Annotated in this window: 16 protein-coding genes; 6 read left to right on the forward strand and 10 right to left on the reverse strand. The window is 51.5% G+C overall.

The features are described 5' to 3' along the window. Positions 1–138 precede the first annotated feature (138 nt). Positions 139–1,041 carry a helix-turn-helix domain-containing protein gene (locus tag AC1W8Y_RS12745; RefSeq protein WP_482014867.1) on the reverse strand — a complete coding sequence of 301 codons (903 nt, stop codon included), beginning with the start codon at positions 1,039–1,041 and terminating at the stop codon, positions 139–141. Between the two features lie 138 nt (positions 1,042–1,179). Here AC1W8Y_RS12745 and AC1W8Y_RS12750 point away from each other — a divergent pair, with 138 nt between their 5' ends. After that, complete coding sequence (locus AC1W8Y_RS12750) at positions 1,180–1,809, forward strand: ester cyclase (protein WP_482014868.1); 630 nt, start codon at positions 1,180–1,182, stop codon at positions 1,807–1,809. A gap of 84 nt (positions 1,810–1,893) precedes the next feature. Here the strand turns inward: AC1W8Y_RS12750 and AC1W8Y_RS12755 are convergent, their stop codons facing one another. From AC1W8Y_RS12755 to AC1W8Y_RS12765, 3 genes are all read right to left on the reverse strand, one after another. Further along, positions 1,894–3,306, reverse strand: coding sequence for a M48 family metalloprotease (locus AC1W8Y_RS12755; RefSeq protein WP_482014940.1), 1,413 nt, complete (start codon positions 3,304–3,306; stop codon positions 1,894–1,896). Continuing rightward, on the reverse strand, positions 3,263–3,772 hold the full coding sequence (locus AC1W8Y_RS12760) for a hypothetical protein (protein ID WP_482014869.1): 510 nt from the start codon (positions 3,770–3,772) through the stop codon (positions 3,263–3,265). Before AC1W8Y_RS12760 ends, AC1W8Y_RS12755 begins: the two co-directional genes overlap by 44 nt. Before the next feature lie 155 nt (positions 3,773–3,927). Beyond that, entirely contained in the window at positions 3,928–4,983 is a 1,056-nt protein-coding gene (locus AC1W8Y_RS12765; RefSeq protein WP_482014870.1) for a YiiG family protein, read from the reverse strand. 326 nt (positions 4,984–5,309) lie between these two features. Here AC1W8Y_RS12765 and AC1W8Y_RS12770 point away from each other — a divergent pair, with 326 nt between their 5' ends. The 5 genes from AC1W8Y_RS12770 (at position 5,310) to AC1W8Y_RS12790 (ending at position 12,222) form a co-directional block, all read left to right on the forward strand. Then, the gene (locus AC1W8Y_RS12770) at positions 5,310–6,254 is read left to right on the forward strand and encodes an ABC transporter permease (RefSeq protein ID WP_482014871.1); all 945 of its coding nucleotides are present in this window, start codon (positions 5,310–5,312) and stop codon (positions 6,252–6,254) included. 83 nt (positions 6,255–6,337) lie between these two features. Further along, the gene (locus AC1W8Y_RS12775; protein ID WP_482014872.1) at positions 6,338–7,378 is read left to right on the forward strand and encodes a sugar ABC transporter substrate-binding protein; all 1,041 of its coding nucleotides are present in this window, start codon (positions 6,338–6,340) and stop codon (positions 7,376–7,378) included. Positions 7,379–7,515: 137 nt separating this feature from the next. Next, positions 7,516–9,633 carry an ABC transporter permease gene (locus AC1W8Y_RS12780; RefSeq protein WP_482014873.1) on the forward strand — a complete coding sequence of 706 codons (2,118 nt, stop codon included), beginning with the start codon at positions 7,516–7,518 and terminating at the stop codon, positions 9,631–9,633. Between the two features lie 3 nt (positions 9,634–9,636). Then, positions 9,637–10,719 carry an SMP-30/gluconolactonase/LRE family protein gene (locus AC1W8Y_RS12785; RefSeq protein WP_482014874.1) on the forward strand — a complete coding sequence of 361 codons (1,083 nt, stop codon included), beginning with the start codon at positions 9,637–9,639 and terminating at the stop codon, positions 10,717–10,719. A gap of 12 nt (positions 10,720–10,731) precedes the next feature. After that, positions 10,732–12,222: a sugar ABC transporter ATP-binding protein gene (locus AC1W8Y_RS12790; RefSeq protein ID WP_482014875.1), complete on the forward strand. Its 1,491-nt coding sequence runs from the start codon at positions 10,732–10,734 to the stop codon at positions 12,220–12,222. A gap of 33 nt (positions 12,223–12,255) precedes the next feature. On the opposite strand, the gene aspA is transcribed toward AC1W8Y_RS12790, so the two are convergent. From aspA to AC1W8Y_RS12820, 6 genes are all read right to left on the reverse strand, one after another. Further along, entirely contained in the window at positions 12,256–13,671 is a 1,416-nt protein-coding gene (gene aspA, locus AC1W8Y_RS12795) for an aspartate ammonia-lyase (protein ID WP_482014876.1), read from the reverse strand. A gap of 42 nt (positions 13,672–13,713) precedes the next feature. Next, complete coding sequence (locus AC1W8Y_RS12800; RefSeq protein ID WP_482014877.1) at positions 13,714–14,010, reverse strand: hypothetical protein; 297 nt, start codon at positions 14,008–14,010, stop codon at positions 13,714–13,716. Between the two features lie 5 nt (positions 14,011–14,015). Continuing rightward, positions 14,016–14,423, reverse strand: coding sequence for a response regulator (locus AC1W8Y_RS12805; RefSeq protein WP_482014878.1), 408 nt, complete (start codon positions 14,421–14,423; stop codon positions 14,016–14,018). A gap of 116 nt (positions 14,424–14,539) precedes the next feature. Next, positions 14,540–15,157 carry a nitrile hydratase subunit beta gene (gene nthB, locus AC1W8Y_RS12810; RefSeq protein ID WP_482014879.1) on the reverse strand — a complete coding sequence of 206 codons (618 nt, stop codon included), beginning with the start codon at positions 15,155–15,157 and terminating at the stop codon, positions 14,540–14,542. Between the two features lie 3 nt (positions 15,158–15,160). Continuing rightward, positions 15,161–15,766: a nitrile hydratase subunit alpha gene (locus AC1W8Y_RS12815; RefSeq protein ID WP_482014880.1), complete on the reverse strand. Its 606-nt coding sequence runs from the start codon at positions 15,764–15,766 to the stop codon at positions 15,161–15,163. Between the two features lie 140 nt (positions 15,767–15,906). Continuing rightward, entirely contained in the window at positions 15,907–18,303 is a 2,397-nt protein-coding gene (locus tag AC1W8Y_RS12820) for a TonB-dependent receptor (protein WP_482014881.1), read from the reverse strand. Positions 18,304–18,512: the final 209 nt, after the last annotated feature.

Consider the following 18,512-nt stretch of genomic DNA (forward strand, 5'->3'; position numbering starts at 1 on the left):
GGGTAATCCTCCCCTTTTTAACTGAGGCCAGAGGTAGAGCTATGCGGCCATTGCCTGCCGCTGTTTTCTGAGACAAACTCAGTGGGCAGGTCGTGCAAAAGCCGCGCTATTCAGACGCCAGCACATTGACAATGCCGGTCAGAGCGTCAGTGACTTTCGGAAACCCTGGGGGGTGTTATTTACGATGCGTTTGAAAATCCGACATAACTGACTGCTTTCGCTGAATCCCAACATTGAGCCGATTGACTCCAGCGAATAGGTGGTGTGCGCGAGCAGTCGCTTTACTTCGAGTACTAGCCGTTCATCAATGCACGTTTTTGCGCTTTTGCCAATGTAAGTATGGCAGGCTCTGGTGATCGTTCGTTCTGCGTAGCCCAGTTTGCGGGCGTAATCCTGAACCGTCCAGTGCTGGGCAAAGTATTGATCAACCAAGGTTTGAAAATTTCTGACGATGGTTAGCGTGTTCGGATCCGGTAGGGGCGACTGTCCTATCTTCTCCGTTGCGATGCCTAGTAACAGCAGCCAGGTGTTCAGCCTTTGATGCGCAAGTGCCGAGAGCGTGTTAAACGACGTGGTGCGCAGTTCGTCACGTCGCAATTGAGTGCAAATCTCAAGCAGATCACCAGCTTGGGTTCGATCCAGCTGCAAGCAGGCAGGCCAAAGACCGGCGAAAGGCACTTGACTGAGCTGTGCTAACCGATCCGGCAACATGAACTGCGGTTCGACAATGAGCAACTGACCAGCGAGAGTGTCATTCAATCTGAATTGCTGCAGCATGCCTGGTCGCACAATGATCAAAGTATGGGCCTTGACTGGGTAGGGCGTGAAATCGATCAGATGCTCGCCCCTGCCCGCGCTATAGAGCAAAAACTGCCAAAAATGTAAACGCTGCATTCCCTGAAGTTGCTCAGCAGACGCGCGCAGCTTTAGCTCATCGAGTCCGATCGTCTCAATGCCAAGAGATGGCCCCACCGTGCGTGCGTAATGCACCGCGTTGACCGGCTCGTCAGCCGCGAGTCTACGTTTGATTAAATGGGCCATGGTGGTGACAGCTACAATACACTTGGATCAAAAAATGTCCAAATATGTCAACGATACTGCAAGATTCGTCCTGTCATCAATTCACGATGCTCTCTAAAATAAAAAATCGGATTTGTTCATCAAAATAGGATCATGAAAATGCAATATCTCGACCTTAATCAAACAGCGATTAAAAATATCGGTGTCAACGAAACGGTGACAACGAATGATCGCTTGCCGAAAAGGTGTCTCGCGTACGCGAGTGCCGCCATCGTTGCCGCCGTCTTGTCCGTCTCGATGTTATCGACTGCTCAAGCTGCTGATAAATCGACGACGACATCGGCGACGAGCAAGTCGAGCCTGACCGCTCGCCAAGAGAGGGCAAAAGCGTTGGTAATGCCTTTCTACACACAAGTATTGACCACGGGCACTGGCGCTAACGTTGAGCAACTTCTCGGTCAGATGTTGACAGACAATTTTCAGTCGATTAACGGCGCCGAAGTAAAAGATAAGGCCACCATGATTGGTTCGATCGCGTACTTTAGAAAATTGATCCCCAACTTAGCTTGGGCGCCCCAAGATGTCGTTGTCAGTGCAGACGGTGCAAAGGTCGTCGTGCGTTCAATGGCCACTGGTTCACCGAAAGGCAACTTCTTTGGCCTTGATTTGGATGGCAGCAAATCGTTCAAGATCGATACCATCGACATTCACGACATTGAAAATGGCCACATCGCGCGAATCCATCATCTCGAAGATTGGGCTGCGGCGGTGCAACAGCTTAAGCAATAACTTGCCTGAAGGATCAACGCCTTGGGTGGGGTTCGAGACCCTGTACCAAGGCTTTGATCGTTTCGCTCTGTCGTGGAGATGGGGTCATTCTTTCAAGGCTTGTGCAGCATGGGCTGCTGCCAAATATTGATGAATATGTTCAGACAGTTTTTTGCGATTGATTCTTTTTCCGTCCACTTTGATCGAGCCATAATAATAGAACTCAAGACCGCGAGACTTCTTCTTGAACTTCAGGCCAAACTGCCCCTTGTGCAGCGCTGGTGCGGGTGCCGAGTTCGAGATCAAGAATCTGATGGTCGTGTGTGTGGTCACCCCGTTCGTACTGTGCGTCGTGATCTGGTAGTCATCAACATGGTGAAGCAGAAACGGGCTTTTCATGCCAAAGCCATCAACGGTTTCTTTGGTGAAGACAAGAAGGGGCACTTTGCCCTTGTCGCCGACACGGGATAAGCGCCATAGGACAAAAACAACGATTAACAAGCCGTACAGTGGGGCGAAGAACGTCGAATGCTTGATTGAGGCGTTCAAGCCTTCTAGGTAGAGTGTCACGTAGGTCAGATAGCCTGTCGCCGCGATCGAGCCTGCAGAAATCAGCGCGAGTAACCAAAACAGAAATCTTGTATCTCGGATCTCTAACCGCTCACCAACACCATCTACCATTTGTTGCAGTTGCTGCTTTCGTTCAGCCTTTTGGTTTCCAATGACACGAGCAAATCGTTGCGTTAGTTGCATCGATAGCAATTGGCTGGCTTCGAACAGATAGCTCAGGTGCTCGTGAACGAGTGCGTCGACCCCGCGACTTGCTCGAGCTAACAGCGCTTCTGAGACGGGCTCGTTCAGTGCTTCAATTCTCGCTTTGGTCGTCGGATGGGTGTCAGTCGGGTGCGCAAACTCTTTATCTAGGAACTCACTGGCGTCTGGGATACCTGATTGCTTCACTCGATCGAACAAACTTGCAACGAGGTCGTCGGTGATAAGTTCTTGCTTATAAAAATCCTTTAAAACTGACTCAACGGCGACATTGGATGCCGAAATTCTCAACAACGAGCTTGAAACGTCTTTAGCATTGCTCGCTTTTGCCCCGATTTGGTCGGCGGCATATTCACGGACACGACTCCAGTGGTTAACAGCGATATCGAATTGGCTGAGGAAGAACACACCCAGGTAGAGCGATGGATAAGTGAGAAATCCTAACCCATCGCCATGCGTCGCTGAGACGTGATTGATGCTGTGCTCCATGACTGCATAAATCGGCGCGAAGTGTTGACTGTAGGCCGTGTCCTCGCCAATGAAGTGACCGAGCTCATGACCTATCACGGCGGCGACCTCGTTCTCGCTTAGTAGAGCGCTGTAGAGAAGCGGCAGATAAAGTGTCTTGCCCTGAATTTTCTCATCGTCAACCAGTTTAGGGTGGCTCGTGACGTAGAAGCAGTCGGTCAGTCCGACAACAATATTATCTGGTGGTGTTGTGCCAAGTTTCGCCGCCAGCGCTGATATCCACGCCCAAAGTCTCGGCGCTCAACAGACCTAAGATGATGGTGAGCTTTCCACTGTTTACGCCCGGTTGTGTGCTCAACCAAAGCGTTTCATAGCTCAATACCAAGGTAACCGCCAACCCGATGAGCGACAGTTCGATGACCATGATGAACGGTAAAAGCTTTCTGCATCGATTGAAGGCTCGCAATAAACTATCGCGTGACTTTCTGGCAGCGTGACCACTTTGAATGCAAAGTAACACCGCGAAACAACCCAGTGCCAGTGCTAACGCCGATGCCGTCATGGTTTTGCTCGGTAGCCACTCCATCGCGTGGTGGATTGAGCCCGTGCCTAACCCAAAGTCGCTGGCCAAGCTGCTGGCTCGCGTATGCGCTGCCCGATAGTCGACTGTTTTTGCACCCGTTACGACATGAGGCGTGATCCGATATTGTTGAAAGCCCCCGTATAGCATCAGGACGATTGGCAAGCAAAAGATCCACAAAAATAATTTTGCTTTCAAAACGATTCTCGATGTGAAGGCGACCGCCTCTTTTCAGGGATGGCGGTCGTGGTTTGCGATGAGATGCGACGGGTGACTTAGGTGTTGAAGAGATATGTCAAAGAAGGCGAATATCTTCGCGGTTAAAAGTCAGCGCGGTTACTCGCTTCGACCAATCCGTTGTAGGCTTTGATCACTTTTTCTTGGCTGCCCTCGACCATCCAAGCAGAGCCAGGTTTGAGCATCATTTTTTCGCCATCGTTATAAGGCACTTTGTCACGAATCCGACGAACCCTTTCTTTGGCAGCTTTTCGATAATCCTCTGTTGCCCGACCGAGGCTGGACCATCGACTGCCGACGTCTGCTGTGTTTTTCTTGACGTAGGCAATAGCCTCATCGGTCAGGCTTTCGTAATCTGCCAGCAGGGCGGCGGCAGGCGTAGCGTCAAACTCATCTTCTGCGATCAGACGGATCAGATGTTTTGCCTTATTCATTAAGGCCATCCGCAGGTAGGGTAATTGACGACCCTCCTTTTTTTCAAGTGCGTGCATCTCTGCATCGAGCACTCTGTCGTTTTCTATTTCAATCTCTTCAGAGAAGATCGAACTCTGTGTTTGAAACTTCTTCATGGCATTAGCGAGCGGTGCATGCATCGCCTTGCCTTTGGCAAAGCCATCATCCTTGTAGTTTTCACGGTCGTAATAGAGATTCGCCTCTTCGACCAGTGCACCCAGTTCGCTCAAACTGTCAATAAAAGCAACGGCTGCTGAATCTAACTTGTTTGGTTTTGCCCCGAGTTTGCCAAAACTTGCTTTGCATTTCGCAACCTTGTTGACATCGATTGTGTATAAACCATAAACAACCATTTCTTTGCCACTGGGGCCTTGAGCCATATCTTTCACCCAGCTGCGATAGCGGGCGATGCTTTTATAGGCTTGGTTATCGAGCGCGTTGTAGCAGTCGATGTACTCACCCAAGCGTGCATTGACATCATCATCTTGCTGCGTTGCACCTACCTTATCCTGGCTTGCTGGCTCGGCTGTCTGAGCTGAAGCATTTTTTGCGGCTGTAGCCGGCGCGGCCGCTGGCGCAGACGTTGCAGTGGGGGCGGGTGCGTCGTCCTTCTTCTTATCACAAGCGCTCACCAACATTGAGACGCAAAGACAGGTGGCAAGGGAGATGAATTTTGATGTTTGCATGTTTTGCTATTTTTTTGACTGTGGTGGTAGACGCCGCCGCGATTGAAATGATCGGTAGACGCGCAGAAGCCGAACGAAGTTAGCAAAGTATTGTTTAGAAGTCAAATTGGGAAGTAATTGAATGAACTACCCTGCACCGACGCGATCATCTTGTACTGAGGCAATGACGAGTTTGGCTAAGTGCCTAAGCTAAGTGCCTAAGGGATTACGCTAATTGTTGCTTAGAAGGCCGACCGATACATTCGAGCGTAGTACGTGTTTCCCCTGATAACTGCCCATCGATGCGAACAAACCATAAAAAGTCTGCCTTCAAGACCGATCAACAAATGATTGTGCTTTTGATTTCAGCGGCCATCTTCCTCGTTTTCTCGCTATTTCTGTCAGATTTTTCTAGCGTCGGCAATCTAGTGGCCATGATGCGATCAATTGCTGTCCTCGCGATTCTGGGGCTTGGCATGGCCATCGTGGTGATCGGTCGAGGGATTGATTTGTCGATGGTGGCGTTGATGGCGGTGCCCTCTGCCTTGACCATGACCTTGGTTGAACGCGGGATGGGGTTGGCGCCAGCCCTGCTGGTGGGTGTGGCACTGGCAGTGACTGTGGGCGTTATTAATGGCGTGCTCGTTGCCTATGCAGAAATACCCGCATTATTCGTGACGTTGGCCATGGGTTTGGCGCTCGCGGGTTTGGGTCAGATTGGCATTTTGAAGGCTGACGTCGTTTCTTGGTCCGATGGCATGGATCCGATCCGTTGGCTTGGTGGATCGTCAGTTTTCGGTATCCCCAGTAGTGTCTTGGTGGCAGCCGCGATGTTCGTGATCGTTAACTGGTTTTTACGGCAAACCAAGGTCGGGCGGTTCATCTATTCGATTGGTGACAACCCACTTGCTGCGAGGACAACAGGCGTGATGGTGCGGCCCATCATGGTGCTGCAATATGTGTTAGCGGCCTTAATTGCCGTTTTGGCGGGGTTTGTCATGGCGTCATCCAATAATTTGATGGACACCAGAACCTACAACCTTTCTCTCATCTACGACATCATTTTGGTGGTCGTGCTCGGGGGCATTGGTCTGTCTGGCGGGCGTGGTGGCGTCTGGAGCGTGTTGGTCGGGACTTTGCTCGTGGGCATCGTGTTCAACGGCATGACCATCATGAATTTCCCGTTAGATATTCAGGATTTGTTCAAAGGTATCATCCTCTTGATCGCGATCATGGTTGATAGTTTCTTAAATCCAAGAAATGAAGAAACCGCTCAACAAGGCGATATTTGAACGTCTGGTCGGGGATACCTCGAAAAGTTTTTTAGTCGCAGTAAATGAGTATTCATCAAATTAAATAAACGTCGGAGACAACAATGATTGCTGATACAAAAACCTTTCGTTGGGGATTGAAATCCCTGATGGCCCTTTTCATCGCTTCTACCAGCGTGCTTGCAGGCCTGGCGCACGCTCAGGACGGTGCTATTAAAGACCCAGCGCGTGCTCAGTATTACGAAGGCTTTAAGGGCAAGCGAGTCGTCTTTGTGCCCGTGTTCATGGGTTTGGATCTGACCGAGGGATGGTCCAAAATGATGGGCATTCAGGCCAAACGGTTAGGCTACAACTATGAAGTGAGAAACGCCAACTTCGACACCTCAGCAGGCGTGCAAATTCTGACACAGCTGCTGAGCGAAAAGCCAAAGCCAGATGTCGTCGTGATTCAAAACCCCGACGTGACCTCTTACGCCAAGCTTGAAAAGCAAATGGAAGAGGCAGGCATCTACGTGATTCAAATGAATATGAAGAGCCTGCAGTCAACGACAGGCTTTGCCGGCGCTGACGCGACGGTGATCGGTGAAGTTCAGGCTGAATGGGTCGTTAAACAGTGCGGACCAGGCACCTCACGCAAGGTGTTGATTCTGAATGGCCCCACGACGGCACCTTGGACAGTCTACATGCAGGAAGGCTACAACAACGTGTTGAACAAAAATCCAGATATCAAAGTGGTTTCACGGCAATCCATCGGCAACTACGACTCGTCCAAAGCGAAGTCGATTACCGAGGTGACACTGAAGCAACATCCTGACCTGTGTGCGGTGATGGGCGTGTGGGATATCCCTGACTTAGCGACTGGGGCTGCCGTCAAGGATGCAGGGTTATCCGGCAAAGTGCTGGTGTCAACCAGTGGCGGGGGTGGTGAGGTGGCCTGCAAAGGTTTGCAGACCAAGGCTTTTGATCACTACGTCAGTTATGACGTGCCAGGTCAAAGCCGTGATGTTAATGACCTGATCCAGATGGCCCTGCAAACGAAAGACCAACCCGGCAAGCTCAAGGTGGCGCATTACACCCCATTGGCAGTCCTCACTCAGGCCGATCTCGCGACCCATCAGTGTTGGACGCTTGACTCACTGAAGTGATGAACAGCTAAAGGCGCCATCGTTCGGCGCCTTTAGCCCTCTCTTTGTTTGACACTCAGGTCTCGTTGGGATCGCGCTTTTTATGATCAAGCGCGATGGTTTATGTATCAACAATCAAAACGGTAAATCGTCGATCTATGTCAACCGACTCATCTGGCACATTCAACAGATTTTTCTACAAGTATTGGCCCGGTCGTGCGGTTGGCGAGTTGCTCTCCAAAAACTGGATGGAAACGGCTGTCCCTTTGCTAGTGCTGGTGTTGGTCGTCAGTGTGTTTGCTTCGTTGGTTGATAACTTTCTGTCCTTCACCACGATTTCTGGTTTTCTTCGAGAGGGGGGTGAGATCGGGTTTATCGTGCTCGGCGAGGCGATCGTTTTGATTGTCGGCGGCATTGATCTCAGTGTGGGCTCGATCTACGCGATCTGTAATGTGTTGGTGCTTTATCTCATCCACGTTCAAGCATGGTCGGCCCCGTCAGCGATTCTGGCGACGCTTCTGGTTGGGGCGGCACTGGGTGGCATCAACGGCGTGCTCATTGGTTACCTGAAACTTCGTGCCTTTCTCACCACGATGGTGACACTGATCGTGCTGCGTGCCATTTATAACTTGATTCAATTCAAGTGGGCCGTCGGCATCGCGTCGACAATTCCCGAGTCCGACATTTGGGATTTTTTGGGCAGCGGCAAGCTCATCAGCCTTCCCATTTCTACCTGGATTTTTGCCCTCGTTGCGATTGGTTTCCACATGTTTTTGACACGGATGCGCGGCGGGTGGCGTTTGCTAGCGGTGGGGGGCTCGCGACGCTCTGCCTATAACTCGGGGCTACCTGTTAATCGCATCGCTGCGCTTGCCTATGTCGCCTCAGGGATGCTGGCTGGCGTGGCTGCTGTCCTGTTTGCGGCTCGAGTCGATAGCAGTAGCGCCGATACCGGTCTAGGCTTGGAAATCGTTGTCCTTGCAGCAGCTTTGCTCGGTGGCATACGCCTGGGCGGGGGCAAGGGTTCGGCCATGAAGGTGGTGCTGGGCACCTTAATTATCTTGATCGTCACGAACAGCTTGCGAGGTCTCGCTGTGCAAGCGGGTTTTATCCGCATCCTGTTGGGTGCCATCATGATTCTTGCTGTGACCTTGGATATCCGGTGGTTCAAGAATCGAGGCAAAGCCATCAGACAGATGTATGTCAGCCCCGGGTATTTGCCAATGCCCACCGCCGCGTCGATCGCAGAAGGTACGCCATTTGCTGTCAATAACAAGCTTGGTTCAACTGAACTGATTGGGCTCGCGCGAGTTGAGTCGCCGGAAGATGTCATTCTTGACGCCGACGACCATTTGTATTGCGGCACTCGTCACGGAGACATCGTGAAGTTTTATGCGCCTGATTATCAACAGATGGAAGTCTATGCCCATATCGGTGGTCAACCGCTGGGCATGGCGTTTGATGCGGCGGGCGACTTGTGCGTATGTGTCGGCGGCATGGGGTTGTACAAAGTCAGGCACGTTGATCGCGTGGTCGAGAAAATAACCGACACCACTAACCGCTCTTGGAACACGGTCAATGACGATAGTCGTCTAAGACTGGCAGATGACCTGGATATCGCCCCTGACGGCCGAATTTATTTCTCTGAAGCGACAATTCGCTATGAAATGAGTGAGTGGCCCATCGACAGTTTGGAAGCGCGCGGCAACGGGCGAATCATCTGTTACGACCCCAAAACAGACAAAACGCAGACCGTGTTAAAGAACTTGGTGTTCCCCAACGGCGTTTGCATGGTGGGCGACGGTGAGTCACTGCTGTTTGCCGAAAGTTGGGCTTGTCGTATCAGCCGTTACTGGTTTGATGGGCCGAAAAAAGGGCAAGTGACTGTCGTGATACCGGATTTGCCTGGCTATCCTGATAATATCAATCGCGCCTCAGACGGCAATTTCTGGATTGCGTTGATGGGTATGCGTAGCCCGTCTTTTGACCTGGCGATGCGGTGGCCTGGTTTTCGAGGCCGTATGGTTAAGCGGCTGGGGCAAGACGAATGGATGTCGCCCAACATCAACGTCGGGTGTGTCATCAAGTGCGACTTGAGCGGCGTGGTGCTGGAATCTTATTGGGACAAAGGCGGCGAAAATCATCCGATGATTACCTCGATGAGAGAGCATAAAGGCTATCTCTATCTGGGTGGCATATCCAACAATCGTATTGGCCGTTTACGTCTTGAGGGCGCAGATCCCCATTTCGTCCAACATCCGCTTAGCCCGAGGTAAATCATGCTCAAACAACTCAAACGGGCGCGGGATCGGTTCTTTGGCACTGGTGAGGCAGATACCTCGGTGCCGGTGCTAGATGGGCCGCTCAAGCCCAATCATCTGCTTGAAAATGCCGAGGTTTTTTTTCAAGCCCCAGATCTCGAAGATCTTTGCGTGATGGCTGATGGGCGGTTGGTGGTTGCCAGTGGAATGACGGTGCTGTGTGTCGATCCAACCGGCTGTCAACAAACGATAGCTACTTTGGCTGAACCTGTTCAGGCGCTGACTGCTTACCGTGATGGCCTTATCGCTGCGACCCGTGGGTGTTTGTACTTCATCGGTGGGCAACTCGACGGCAAGCAATACCAAGTGACAACGTCGGCGTCTGGCGGATGCATCAATGCAGTCTGCGAGCATCCAGAGGGGGCTGTCATTATCAGCGAGGGTTCTGAGCATTATCCACAGACTGAATGGACGCGGGATTTGCTCAGTGCTGGCGCGACTGGGCGAGTGTTTCAGTACTGGCCCGACAACGACCAGTTAAGCGTGCTTGCCCATGGGTTGAAATATGCATTCGGCGCCGTGGTCGATGAGCAAGGTCACATCTATACCGCTGAATCTTGGGGGCATCGTATTGTTCGTGTAGCAAATGGGGTGTCGAGCAGCATGTGCCAGGACTTGCCGGGATACCCGTCCCGACTCATTCAGGCGGGCGATGGGGGCTATTGGTTGACGGTATTTGCACCACGCAATCAGCTGGTCGAATTTGTGTTGCGCGAAACGGGCTTCAAGCGTGAAATGATGGCGACTGTTGATCCCAAATATTGGATAGCCCCTGCGCTCTGTTCGGGACAGGACTTCATCGAACCTCTGCAACAAGGCGGCGTCCGGCAGATGGGGGTGCTCAAGCCATGGGCGCCCGCGCGTTCGTATGGTTTAGTCGTACGCCTGGGCGCTGACTTTCAACCTCTGTACTCGCTGCATAGCCGCGTAGGCGGCCGTCATCACGGGGTGACGGCGGTGGCCGAGTTCGATGGGGCGTTGTTGGTGCTATCCAAAGGGGCGAATAAAGTGCTGCGGCTCTCACTGTCTGACATCAAATAAGAGGTAAGGATGATGGCTCCAATTCTGGAACTCAAGGGTGTCACAAAAGCCTACGGCGGCGTGCCTGCTGTCGATGGTGTTGATTTCACTTTGCACAAAGGTGAAGTGCACGCCCTGTGCGGCGAAAACGGGGCTGGCAAATCAACGCTCACGAAAATCATGGCGGGGGTCGTCGAACCCAGTGCGGGAGAGATGTTGCTCGAAGGCAGGCGGGTGCAGTTTCGTAATCCCGTAGAGGCACAGCGCGAAGGGATTGCGATGGTTTTTCAAGAAACCAGTCTAGTGCCAACCATGACGGTGGGGCAGAACCTCTACTTAGGTAATGAGAAGGCTTTTAATCGACTGCGGGCGCTCTACATTGCCTCTCAACAATTGCTGCAATCGCTTAACTTCAAGGTCGATCCGACCAAAACCGTTAGTGAGCTGGGCGCCGCGCAAAAGCAGATGGTTGAAATCGCCCGTGCCGTCCTGCACAAGGCGCGGGTCATCATTTTTGATGAACCAACGGCGACATTGACACCTGAAGAAAAGCGCTACTTTTTCGATTTGATCCGAAAGTTAAAAGGCGATGGTGTTTCTATTATCTTTATCTCGCATGCACTTGAGGAAGCGCTGGAGATATCCGATCGCATCACGATCATGCGTGACAGCAAGTTAATCGTCTCGGACGACACGGTCAATTTTGATCGCGAACGAATCATCCGCGCGATGGTGGGTCGTGATCTGTCCAATACCTTATACGGTAAAAAAGAGACTGCACGACCCGCGGGTAAACGAGTGTTGAGTGTGCAAAACCTGCGAATGGGCACGATGGTGAGAAACACCTCGTTTTCAATCTTCGCAGGGCAAATCACAGGGGTTTTCGGTCTGATTGGTTCAGGGCGCACCGAAACCTTTAAAGTCGTGGCAGGCGTGAACAAACGCGATTACACGCACGGTGGGAAAATCATTTTCAACGACCGCCCCGTGCGCTATCGCGTGCCCGCGAGCGCGGTCGCTCAAGGCATTGCGTACATCACCGAAGATCGTAAGGTTGACGGTTTCTTTGAAACGATGTCTATCTCTCGCAATATCTATGCAGGCGTGCTCGCCAAAGAACGGCTCGAACGGGTGCTTACGTCGAGTAAAGAAGAAAAAAGCGTGGGCAAAACTTGGCGTGAGAAGCTCAACATTCGTTCAGTCACTGCGCAAGCAAACGTCATCGAGCTGTCGGGCGGCAATCAGCAAAAGGTGGTCATTGCTAAATCGCTGATTCAAAATCCCAAGCTCGTGATTTTCGATGAACCAACACGCGGGGTAGACGTGGGCGCGGTGGCTGAGATCCACGATATCATTCGTCGTCTCGCTGACGAAGGGCTCGCCGTGGTGGTGATCTCGTCTTACCTGCCCGAGATTATGCTGTTATCCGACCGTATCCTCGTGTCACGTCAAGGGCGCATTGTTGAAGAGTTCAATGGGCTTGAGGCGACGCAAGAAAAAATCATGTATGCGTCTATCCACTAGCCACCAATCAACACACGGCCCTTTAAAGGCACTTTATAGTTGAACCATTGTGCGTGGTTGCGTCAGCACTTCTGGTTTCAAGATTTCATCGAGTTGTGTTTTAGTCAGTAGACCTTTGCTCAACACTAACTCGTAGACGCTACCGCCCGATAACAAGGCTTCTTGTGCGATTGCAGTGGCGTTGGCGTAGCCGATGTAGGGATTCAACGCCGTGACCAACCCAATCGAGTTTTCCACGTTGCGACGCAGGCTTTCGCGATTGGCGGTGATGCCTTTGATACATTTTTCTGCGAGCGTCAAACAACCTGCACGCAGGTGCGTCACGCTTTTAAAAATGCTGTGAGCAATGATGGGTTCGAAGGCGTTCAGTTGCAATTGTCCTGCCTCTGCGGCAAAACTAATGGTCATGTCGTTGCCGATCACTTCGAAGGCGATTTGATTGACCACTTCCGGGATCACTGGATTGACTTTGCCAGGCATGATCGATGACCCTGCTTGCATCGGGGGTAGGTTGATTTCCGCGAAGCCGGCCCGAGGGCCTGAGGACAATAGGCGCAAGTCATTGCAAATCTTTGAAAGCTTGACAGCGATCCGTTTGAGCACACCCGACAACTGCACAAAGCTGCCGCAATCTTGCGTGGCTTCGATTAAGTTGGGCGCGGTTTTCAGCGGGATGCCGGTGATGGCCACGAGCTGTTGGCAAACCAAGCGGGCGTAATCTGGGTGGGCGTTGATGCCCGTGCCAATGGCGGTCGCGCCCAAATTGATTTCATGAATCAGTTGTACGGCTTCGTTCAGACGTTCAATATCCTCTTCTAGCATCACTGCATAGGTCGAAAATTCTTGCCCTAAGGTCATGGGCACGGCGTCTTGCAATTGCGTACGACCCATTTTCAGAACGTCACTGAACTCGATTGCTTTTTCTGCAAAGGCCTGACGTAGAACCTCCATGGCAGCCGCGAGTTGCATCACGCCCGCGTGACCCGCAATTTTCAACGCACTTGGATACACATCGTTGGTACTTTGACTGATGTTCACATGCTCGTTGGGGTGCAGATATTGGTATTCGCCCTTTTGATGCCCCAGCAGTTCTAGTCCACGATTGGCAATGACTTCGTTGGCGTTCATGTTCGTTGAAGTGCCAGCACCGCCCTGAATCACATCGACCACAAATTGATCGTGTAGCTTGCCTGCTTTCAGTTCAAGGCACGCGGCAATAATTGCATTGGCGTGCTCAGGCGATAACAGCCCAAGTGCTTGATTCGTTTGGGCAGCCGCCTGCTTAATCGATGCCAAGGCGTGAATGAGATCGGGATAAATGGAAATGGCAGTACCAGAAATCGGAAAATTTTCGACGGCACGTAAGGTGTGCACCCCATAATAGGCGTGCGCTGGCACTTCTCGATCGCCAAGTAAATCGTGTTCGATGCGCACTAGTTTGTCAGTCATGTTGTTATCCAGTCAGGGGAGTGGGTCGTGAGTCATGCATCGTTAACCGTGAATCGTTACACCGGCATTGCAGCTCGATGGCGCTGTGAATACATTAACGCCAAAATAACGTGCCGTGGCGTTCAGACGGACAGCGCTGGCAAGGTGCTCTACCCCAACGATGTCATAAAGCAGCACTTGGCTGGACGTCATCCAAAACACGCCCGCAAGACCGTGAAGGACCAACAGCGCCATGGTCAGCACAAATGTCCCGACAAACATCCCAAAACTAGGGATTTTTAGTGCTTCGAAGGCTTGAGGCCGCTCGCTGTGGGCCATTAACTTGCTGTGATTGGTCAAGACACTTAGCCTTGTTGCTCAACTTTATCTAATATTTCTGTGATTTTGCTATCTAGTTTTGCAATGGTGAAGGGTTTGATAATGTAGCCGTAGGCACCGGCCGAAATGACGGAGACAATCTTTTTTCTGTCAGCTTCGGCTGAAATGATCAAGACGGGGATCTTGGCCATTTTTGGGTCTGCTTTCATGACACTCACCAGAGTCAGACCGTCCATTGCCGGCATGTCCAAATCAGCGATCACGATATCGAAAGTTTGTTGAGCAAGAAGTTTTGAAGCTACCATGCCGTCTTCCGCTTCCGAAAAATTCATGTAGCCAATTTCTTTCAGCGAATTTTTGATGATACGCCGCATTGCGGCAATATCATCCACGATGAGGAATCGGATATCAGAGTATCTGTTTGCTGTAGACATTGATCAGTTTTAGCCGTTTCTTGATTTGCGAAGAAGGCGATACTAGCGCGCCCTCTACCGATTGGTAAGCCACCGATTATATTGAAGCGTGGCCACTATCGGCTATTTTTTTCGGCTCAGCCCGTTGGCAGCAAATAACTCTGAAACACCCCCACGTTAACGGTTGCCGAATCAGAAGTCCCTGGCCAGAGGTCTTCGGTCTTAAAAGCAACGTCGTAAGTGGGCTCGGGCATGGCTTTAACGCCATGTGCATGGGCATCAGGGAAGTGGTAAGCAGGCGTTTCTCGTATGACCACCCCTGATTTGCCTCGAATATAGGCAGGCATGCGGATGTGCCCTGCAAAAGACTCATCGCGAACCTGTACCCTGTCCCCCGGCTTGAATGGCTGTCTGTCTGAGGCGTTGCCGCGACCTTGGGCGCTCTGCCCAGCCAACGGAAACTTTCCCCCTGCCATTTTTTCAAGCTCAGCGTGTGTGACGACCCCTTTTTCAACAAGGAGGGTGGCGAGGCTTGTTAAAGTGCGTTCGTAATAACTGGCGGACATATAGTGTCTGGGCGCCATGCGTTCAATGGCGTGCCTGTACTCGTCCATATTAAAAATGCCAAGCCGCACGGCCAGGCCATAAAGCGTATTGGCACGCTTTTCCCAGTCTTCGTGAAAGACTTCAGCGTCAGGCGCGTAACCAATTGATCCAAACCCTTGGCGACCGCCCAAGTCATGTATGCCATCCATGGGTTAACTCCCCATGAGGCGGGTGACGCCTATCATCGATTCTTTGGTCACGAGCTCAATCAACTTTGCTTCCGGCCACCCAACGGTTTCGGGGGGCTGCAGAGGCAACACCATGTAGCGTGTATCGGTGGTCGTGTCCCACACCCGAATTTCAGTCGTGGCGGGCAGATCCAGCCCCATCTCACGCAATACCGTGCGAGACTCACGCACGGCGCGCGCTCGATATTCTAAATTTTTGTACCAGTCAGGTGGCAGGCCGATAATCGTAAACGCGGTGCATGAACATAAAGTACAAACAATCACGTTATGCACATCAGGCGTGTTTTCAAGTGCCACGAGATAGCCGTGGTGCGGTGGCATGCTAAACCCTAATTCTGCTGCTGCCGCCTTGCCGTCAGTTAACAAGCGCTGGCGGTAAGCGGGGTCTGTCCATGCCTTAGCGACCATGCGTGCACCGTTTCTTGGGATCCACTCTTCTTCAGTCGAGTGTCGAGCTTTGGCAATCGCCGCCGCCGGATCCATGCCGCGTTCGTGCATCAAGGCTTGAACCGCGTCGATTCGTGCCTCTGGTGACGCAATATGACCGCCGACTTTATTGAGGTTTGTCATTGTCTCTGTCCTTCTTATTGATTGCTGACAGTTTACTCAAAAAAAACGCGTCAACGCTGGTGAGCGTTAACGCGTCTATGCCATCTATCAACGGTGTACCGGGTTTCGATACGCCATTTTTCGGCGAGGCTAGACTTAGCTTAGAAGTCCGTGCGCATGGTGACTGACACGAACGTCGGTGCACCGATGTAATACGCGGGTGCCGATGCTGCAATACCGGGCAACGCAACCGCATTCGAGGTAAACGAGCTACCGCTGGGCGAACTGATACGCTGGTAGTTTTGATTGAAGATGTTGTACACATTTAACTGAACCGATGGGTTCTTGAAGTAACCGAAGTCTTCGAAGTGATACCCGATGGTGCCGTTAAACAGTGTATAGCCTGGCATTGACTCGTCGTTGACCAGTGTTGAGTATGCCGTGCCGGTGTACTTCATATCAAGATTGCCGTACCAAGTGCCCGTGTTGTAAGCGAGGCGCATACCCGCGAGCCAATGCGGGGTGTCTGGCATTTGTGCACCAGAGGTAGGTAAGCTGACCGTGGCACTGTAGGGGATATCATCCTTCAATGTGCTGGTGTTGTAACTTGCTGAACCATACAAAGACCAAGCATTGGTGAGCTTATAGCCAAGTTCTAGTTCGATACCCTTGGTGGTTACCCCACCGACGTTCATATCGGTCGTGATGTTGCTGTTGGGATCGTAAGCAGAAGCGATACGATTCTTAAAGTCGATGTAGTAAATCGAACTTGAGAAGGTCCATTTGTCTGAGGCCCAGCGGTAACCCAAATCGAAATTCGTCGATGTTTCCATCGTCACGGTTGGGTCTCTCAACGTTGCGCCGGTCAATACGCCATTAACAACGCTGCCCCCTTGCAAAAGACCTGTCAGCACGCTGTTATTGGGCGCACGCATGTTTTGTGCAACGTTGAAAAAGACATGTTGCTGTTCGTCTAAGCGGTAGCGTAAGCCTAGGCTGGGCAATAGTTTCGAGTACGTTGCGTTGATGTCGTAGTCGGCACCACCACCAGATTGTGAGCTTGCATAGTTGTTCAGCGTCCGCTGAATACCCGTCTCACGTAATCCGAGTTGCACCAACAACTTATCGTCCATCAAATGGATATTGTCCTGCGCGAAAATCGATCCTGCGGTGCTAACGGTGAGCGTGTTGCGCGACATGTAATACTGACCATTGTTGTATTTGAGGTAGTTGTTATTGCTAAAGAGCCACGCATCTGCGACGCCCCCGGTGCTGTCAAACGCTTGTGCAGGCCCAGTTTGATAATGACGCGCCTGTTCAAACCAGGTGCCGATCAACAGGTCGTGGTTATCAACCCGGATATTTGATTTCAAGGTGATGCCCGGGCGATAGGTTTCGGTGACGCTACCGTTATAGACGTAGAGCTTATCGAGTGTATCGCCATCTTTGTTGATATCGGCAATACCGTAATTCAAGTTCGAGCCAACATTTGCAGATTCGCCAAGCACTTTCTGCAAAGTGCCGCCCGTACCGTGGCCGTACCAGAAATAGGGCTCAGCTGAAAATGACACATCTTTGCTGGCTTTGTATTCGACCTTACCCGACCAAATCACATCGATAAAAGGGTTCACCGAGTTTTGGTAATACGTATTCGCCAACGTGACTGGGGAAACTGTTTGTGCGACGCCCTTGATACCGATTGGATTGACCGCCGCCGTCGAGCTGTAGGTCTGATCTCTGCCGCCGCTATCGATCTGCGCCTGCGTTAAGGTCGGGAAATTGTTGTTGAACATTTTGTTCACCGACAAATTGCTGGTCAGCAACCATTGATTATCTGGGCGGACTTCTGCACCAAAATCGATGTGTTCGCGCTGCGCGCTACCAGGCCCTTGAAACTGATTAGCATAGGTGTTTGAGTACGAAATAAACATTTTCGCTTTGTCGTCGGCAAACTTGCCCGTGTCAACTCTCAAATACGTGCGGCGCATCCCCAATTGACCGATGGTTTGTGCGACACGAAAGCGATATTTATCTTCGGGTGCGCAATAGGTGATACCGACGTTGCCGCCCGAGGCGCCGGTGTGTGGGGCATCGGTGTCGGTCGATCCTTGCGTCAGGAAGACCTCACAAATGTTTTCAGAGTCAACGTACTCCATGGGATAGACGGCGAAGTTGCCTGAGTCATTGACAGGCACGCCATTAACCGTGAAGCCCATTTGATCGCTATTGGCGCCGCGCACTCTTAAGCCGCCACCGAACAAACCAGTGCCGTCCTGACTAAAAGTGTTGACGCCAGGTAACAAATCCATCATCTGGTAAGGGTTCGAGGCGGGATTCAGTTTTTCAATGGCCTCTTTGTTCACTGAGCTGCGTGCCTTGGGTGATTCTTCTTGAGAGATCAAGCCAGTGCTTGTGCCACCCGGTAACCCTTCGACCGAAATACGGCCCACATCTGTGGTACCCGAACTGTTACTAGCTGCGGTTTGTGCCCAAGACAGGGATGCAAATGAGAGGCTGGCAATGCAGACTGCCAGTGTGTTTAATTTGAAGTGACGCATGGCGAAGGATGGCTCCAATGAAAAACTCAGGTGAGAACAAAACCCGAAAACAGTAACCAGTCAATATTACAAATTCTTTGCAAGTACGCTAATTAGCTATTGACATTTGTTGTCATAAATTAGAAGCATTTTTGTCACATTCGATCGATACACTGCGCACCTAAATCTTTTGCTGTGCGTGCTTGAAATTAGTGAAGCGATCCTCAATA

Source organism: Jezberella sp. (assembly GCF_964834465.1).

Coding starts and splice junctions, on each gene's coding strand:
- AC1W8Y_RS12745 (WP_482014867.1), bottom strand. CDS start 1,041: ATGGCCCATTTAATCAAACGTAGACTCGCGGCTGACGAGCCGGTCAAC.
- AC1W8Y_RS12785 (WP_482014874.1), top strand. CDS start 9,637: ATGCTCAAACAACTCAAACGGGCGCGGGATCGGTTCTTTGGCACTGGT.
- AC1W8Y_RS12790 (WP_482014875.1), top strand. CDS start 10,732: ATGGCTCCAATTCTGGAACTCAAGGGTGTCACAAAAGCCTACGGCGGC.
- AC1W8Y_RS12815 (WP_482014880.1), bottom strand. CDS start 15,766: ATGACAAACCTCAATAAAGTCGGCGGTCATATTGCGTCACCAGAGGCA.
- AC1W8Y_RS12780 (WP_482014873.1), top strand. CDS start 7,516: ATGTCAACCGACTCATCTGGCACATTCAACAGATTTTTCTACAAGTAT.
- nthB (WP_482014879.1), bottom strand. CDS start 15,157: ATGGATGGCATACATGACTTGGGCGGTCGCCAAGGGTTTGGATCAATT.
- AC1W8Y_RS12750 (WP_482014868.1), top strand. CDS start 1,180: ATGCAATATCTCGACCTTAATCAAACAGCGATTAAAAATATCGGTGTC.
- AC1W8Y_RS12770 (WP_482014871.1), top strand. CDS start 5,310: ATGATTGTGCTTTTGATTTCAGCGGCCATCTTCCTCGTTTTCTCGCTA.
- AC1W8Y_RS12775 (WP_482014872.1), top strand. CDS start 6,338: ATGATTGCTGATACAAAAACCTTTCGTTGGGGATTGAAATCCCTGATG.
- AC1W8Y_RS12820 (WP_482014881.1), bottom strand. CDS start 18,303: ATGCGTCACTTCAAATTAAACACACTGGCAGTCTGCATTGCCAGCCTC.
- AC1W8Y_RS12765 (WP_482014870.1), bottom strand. CDS start 4,983: ATGCAAACATCAAAATTCATCTCCCTTGCCACCTGTCTTTGCGTCTCA.
- AC1W8Y_RS12805 (WP_482014878.1), bottom strand. CDS start 14,423: ATGTCTACAGCAAACAGATACTCTGATATCCGATTCCTCATCGTGGAT.
- aspA (WP_482014876.1), bottom strand. CDS start 13,671: ATGACTGACAAACTAGTGCGCATCGAACACGATTTACTTGGCGATCGA.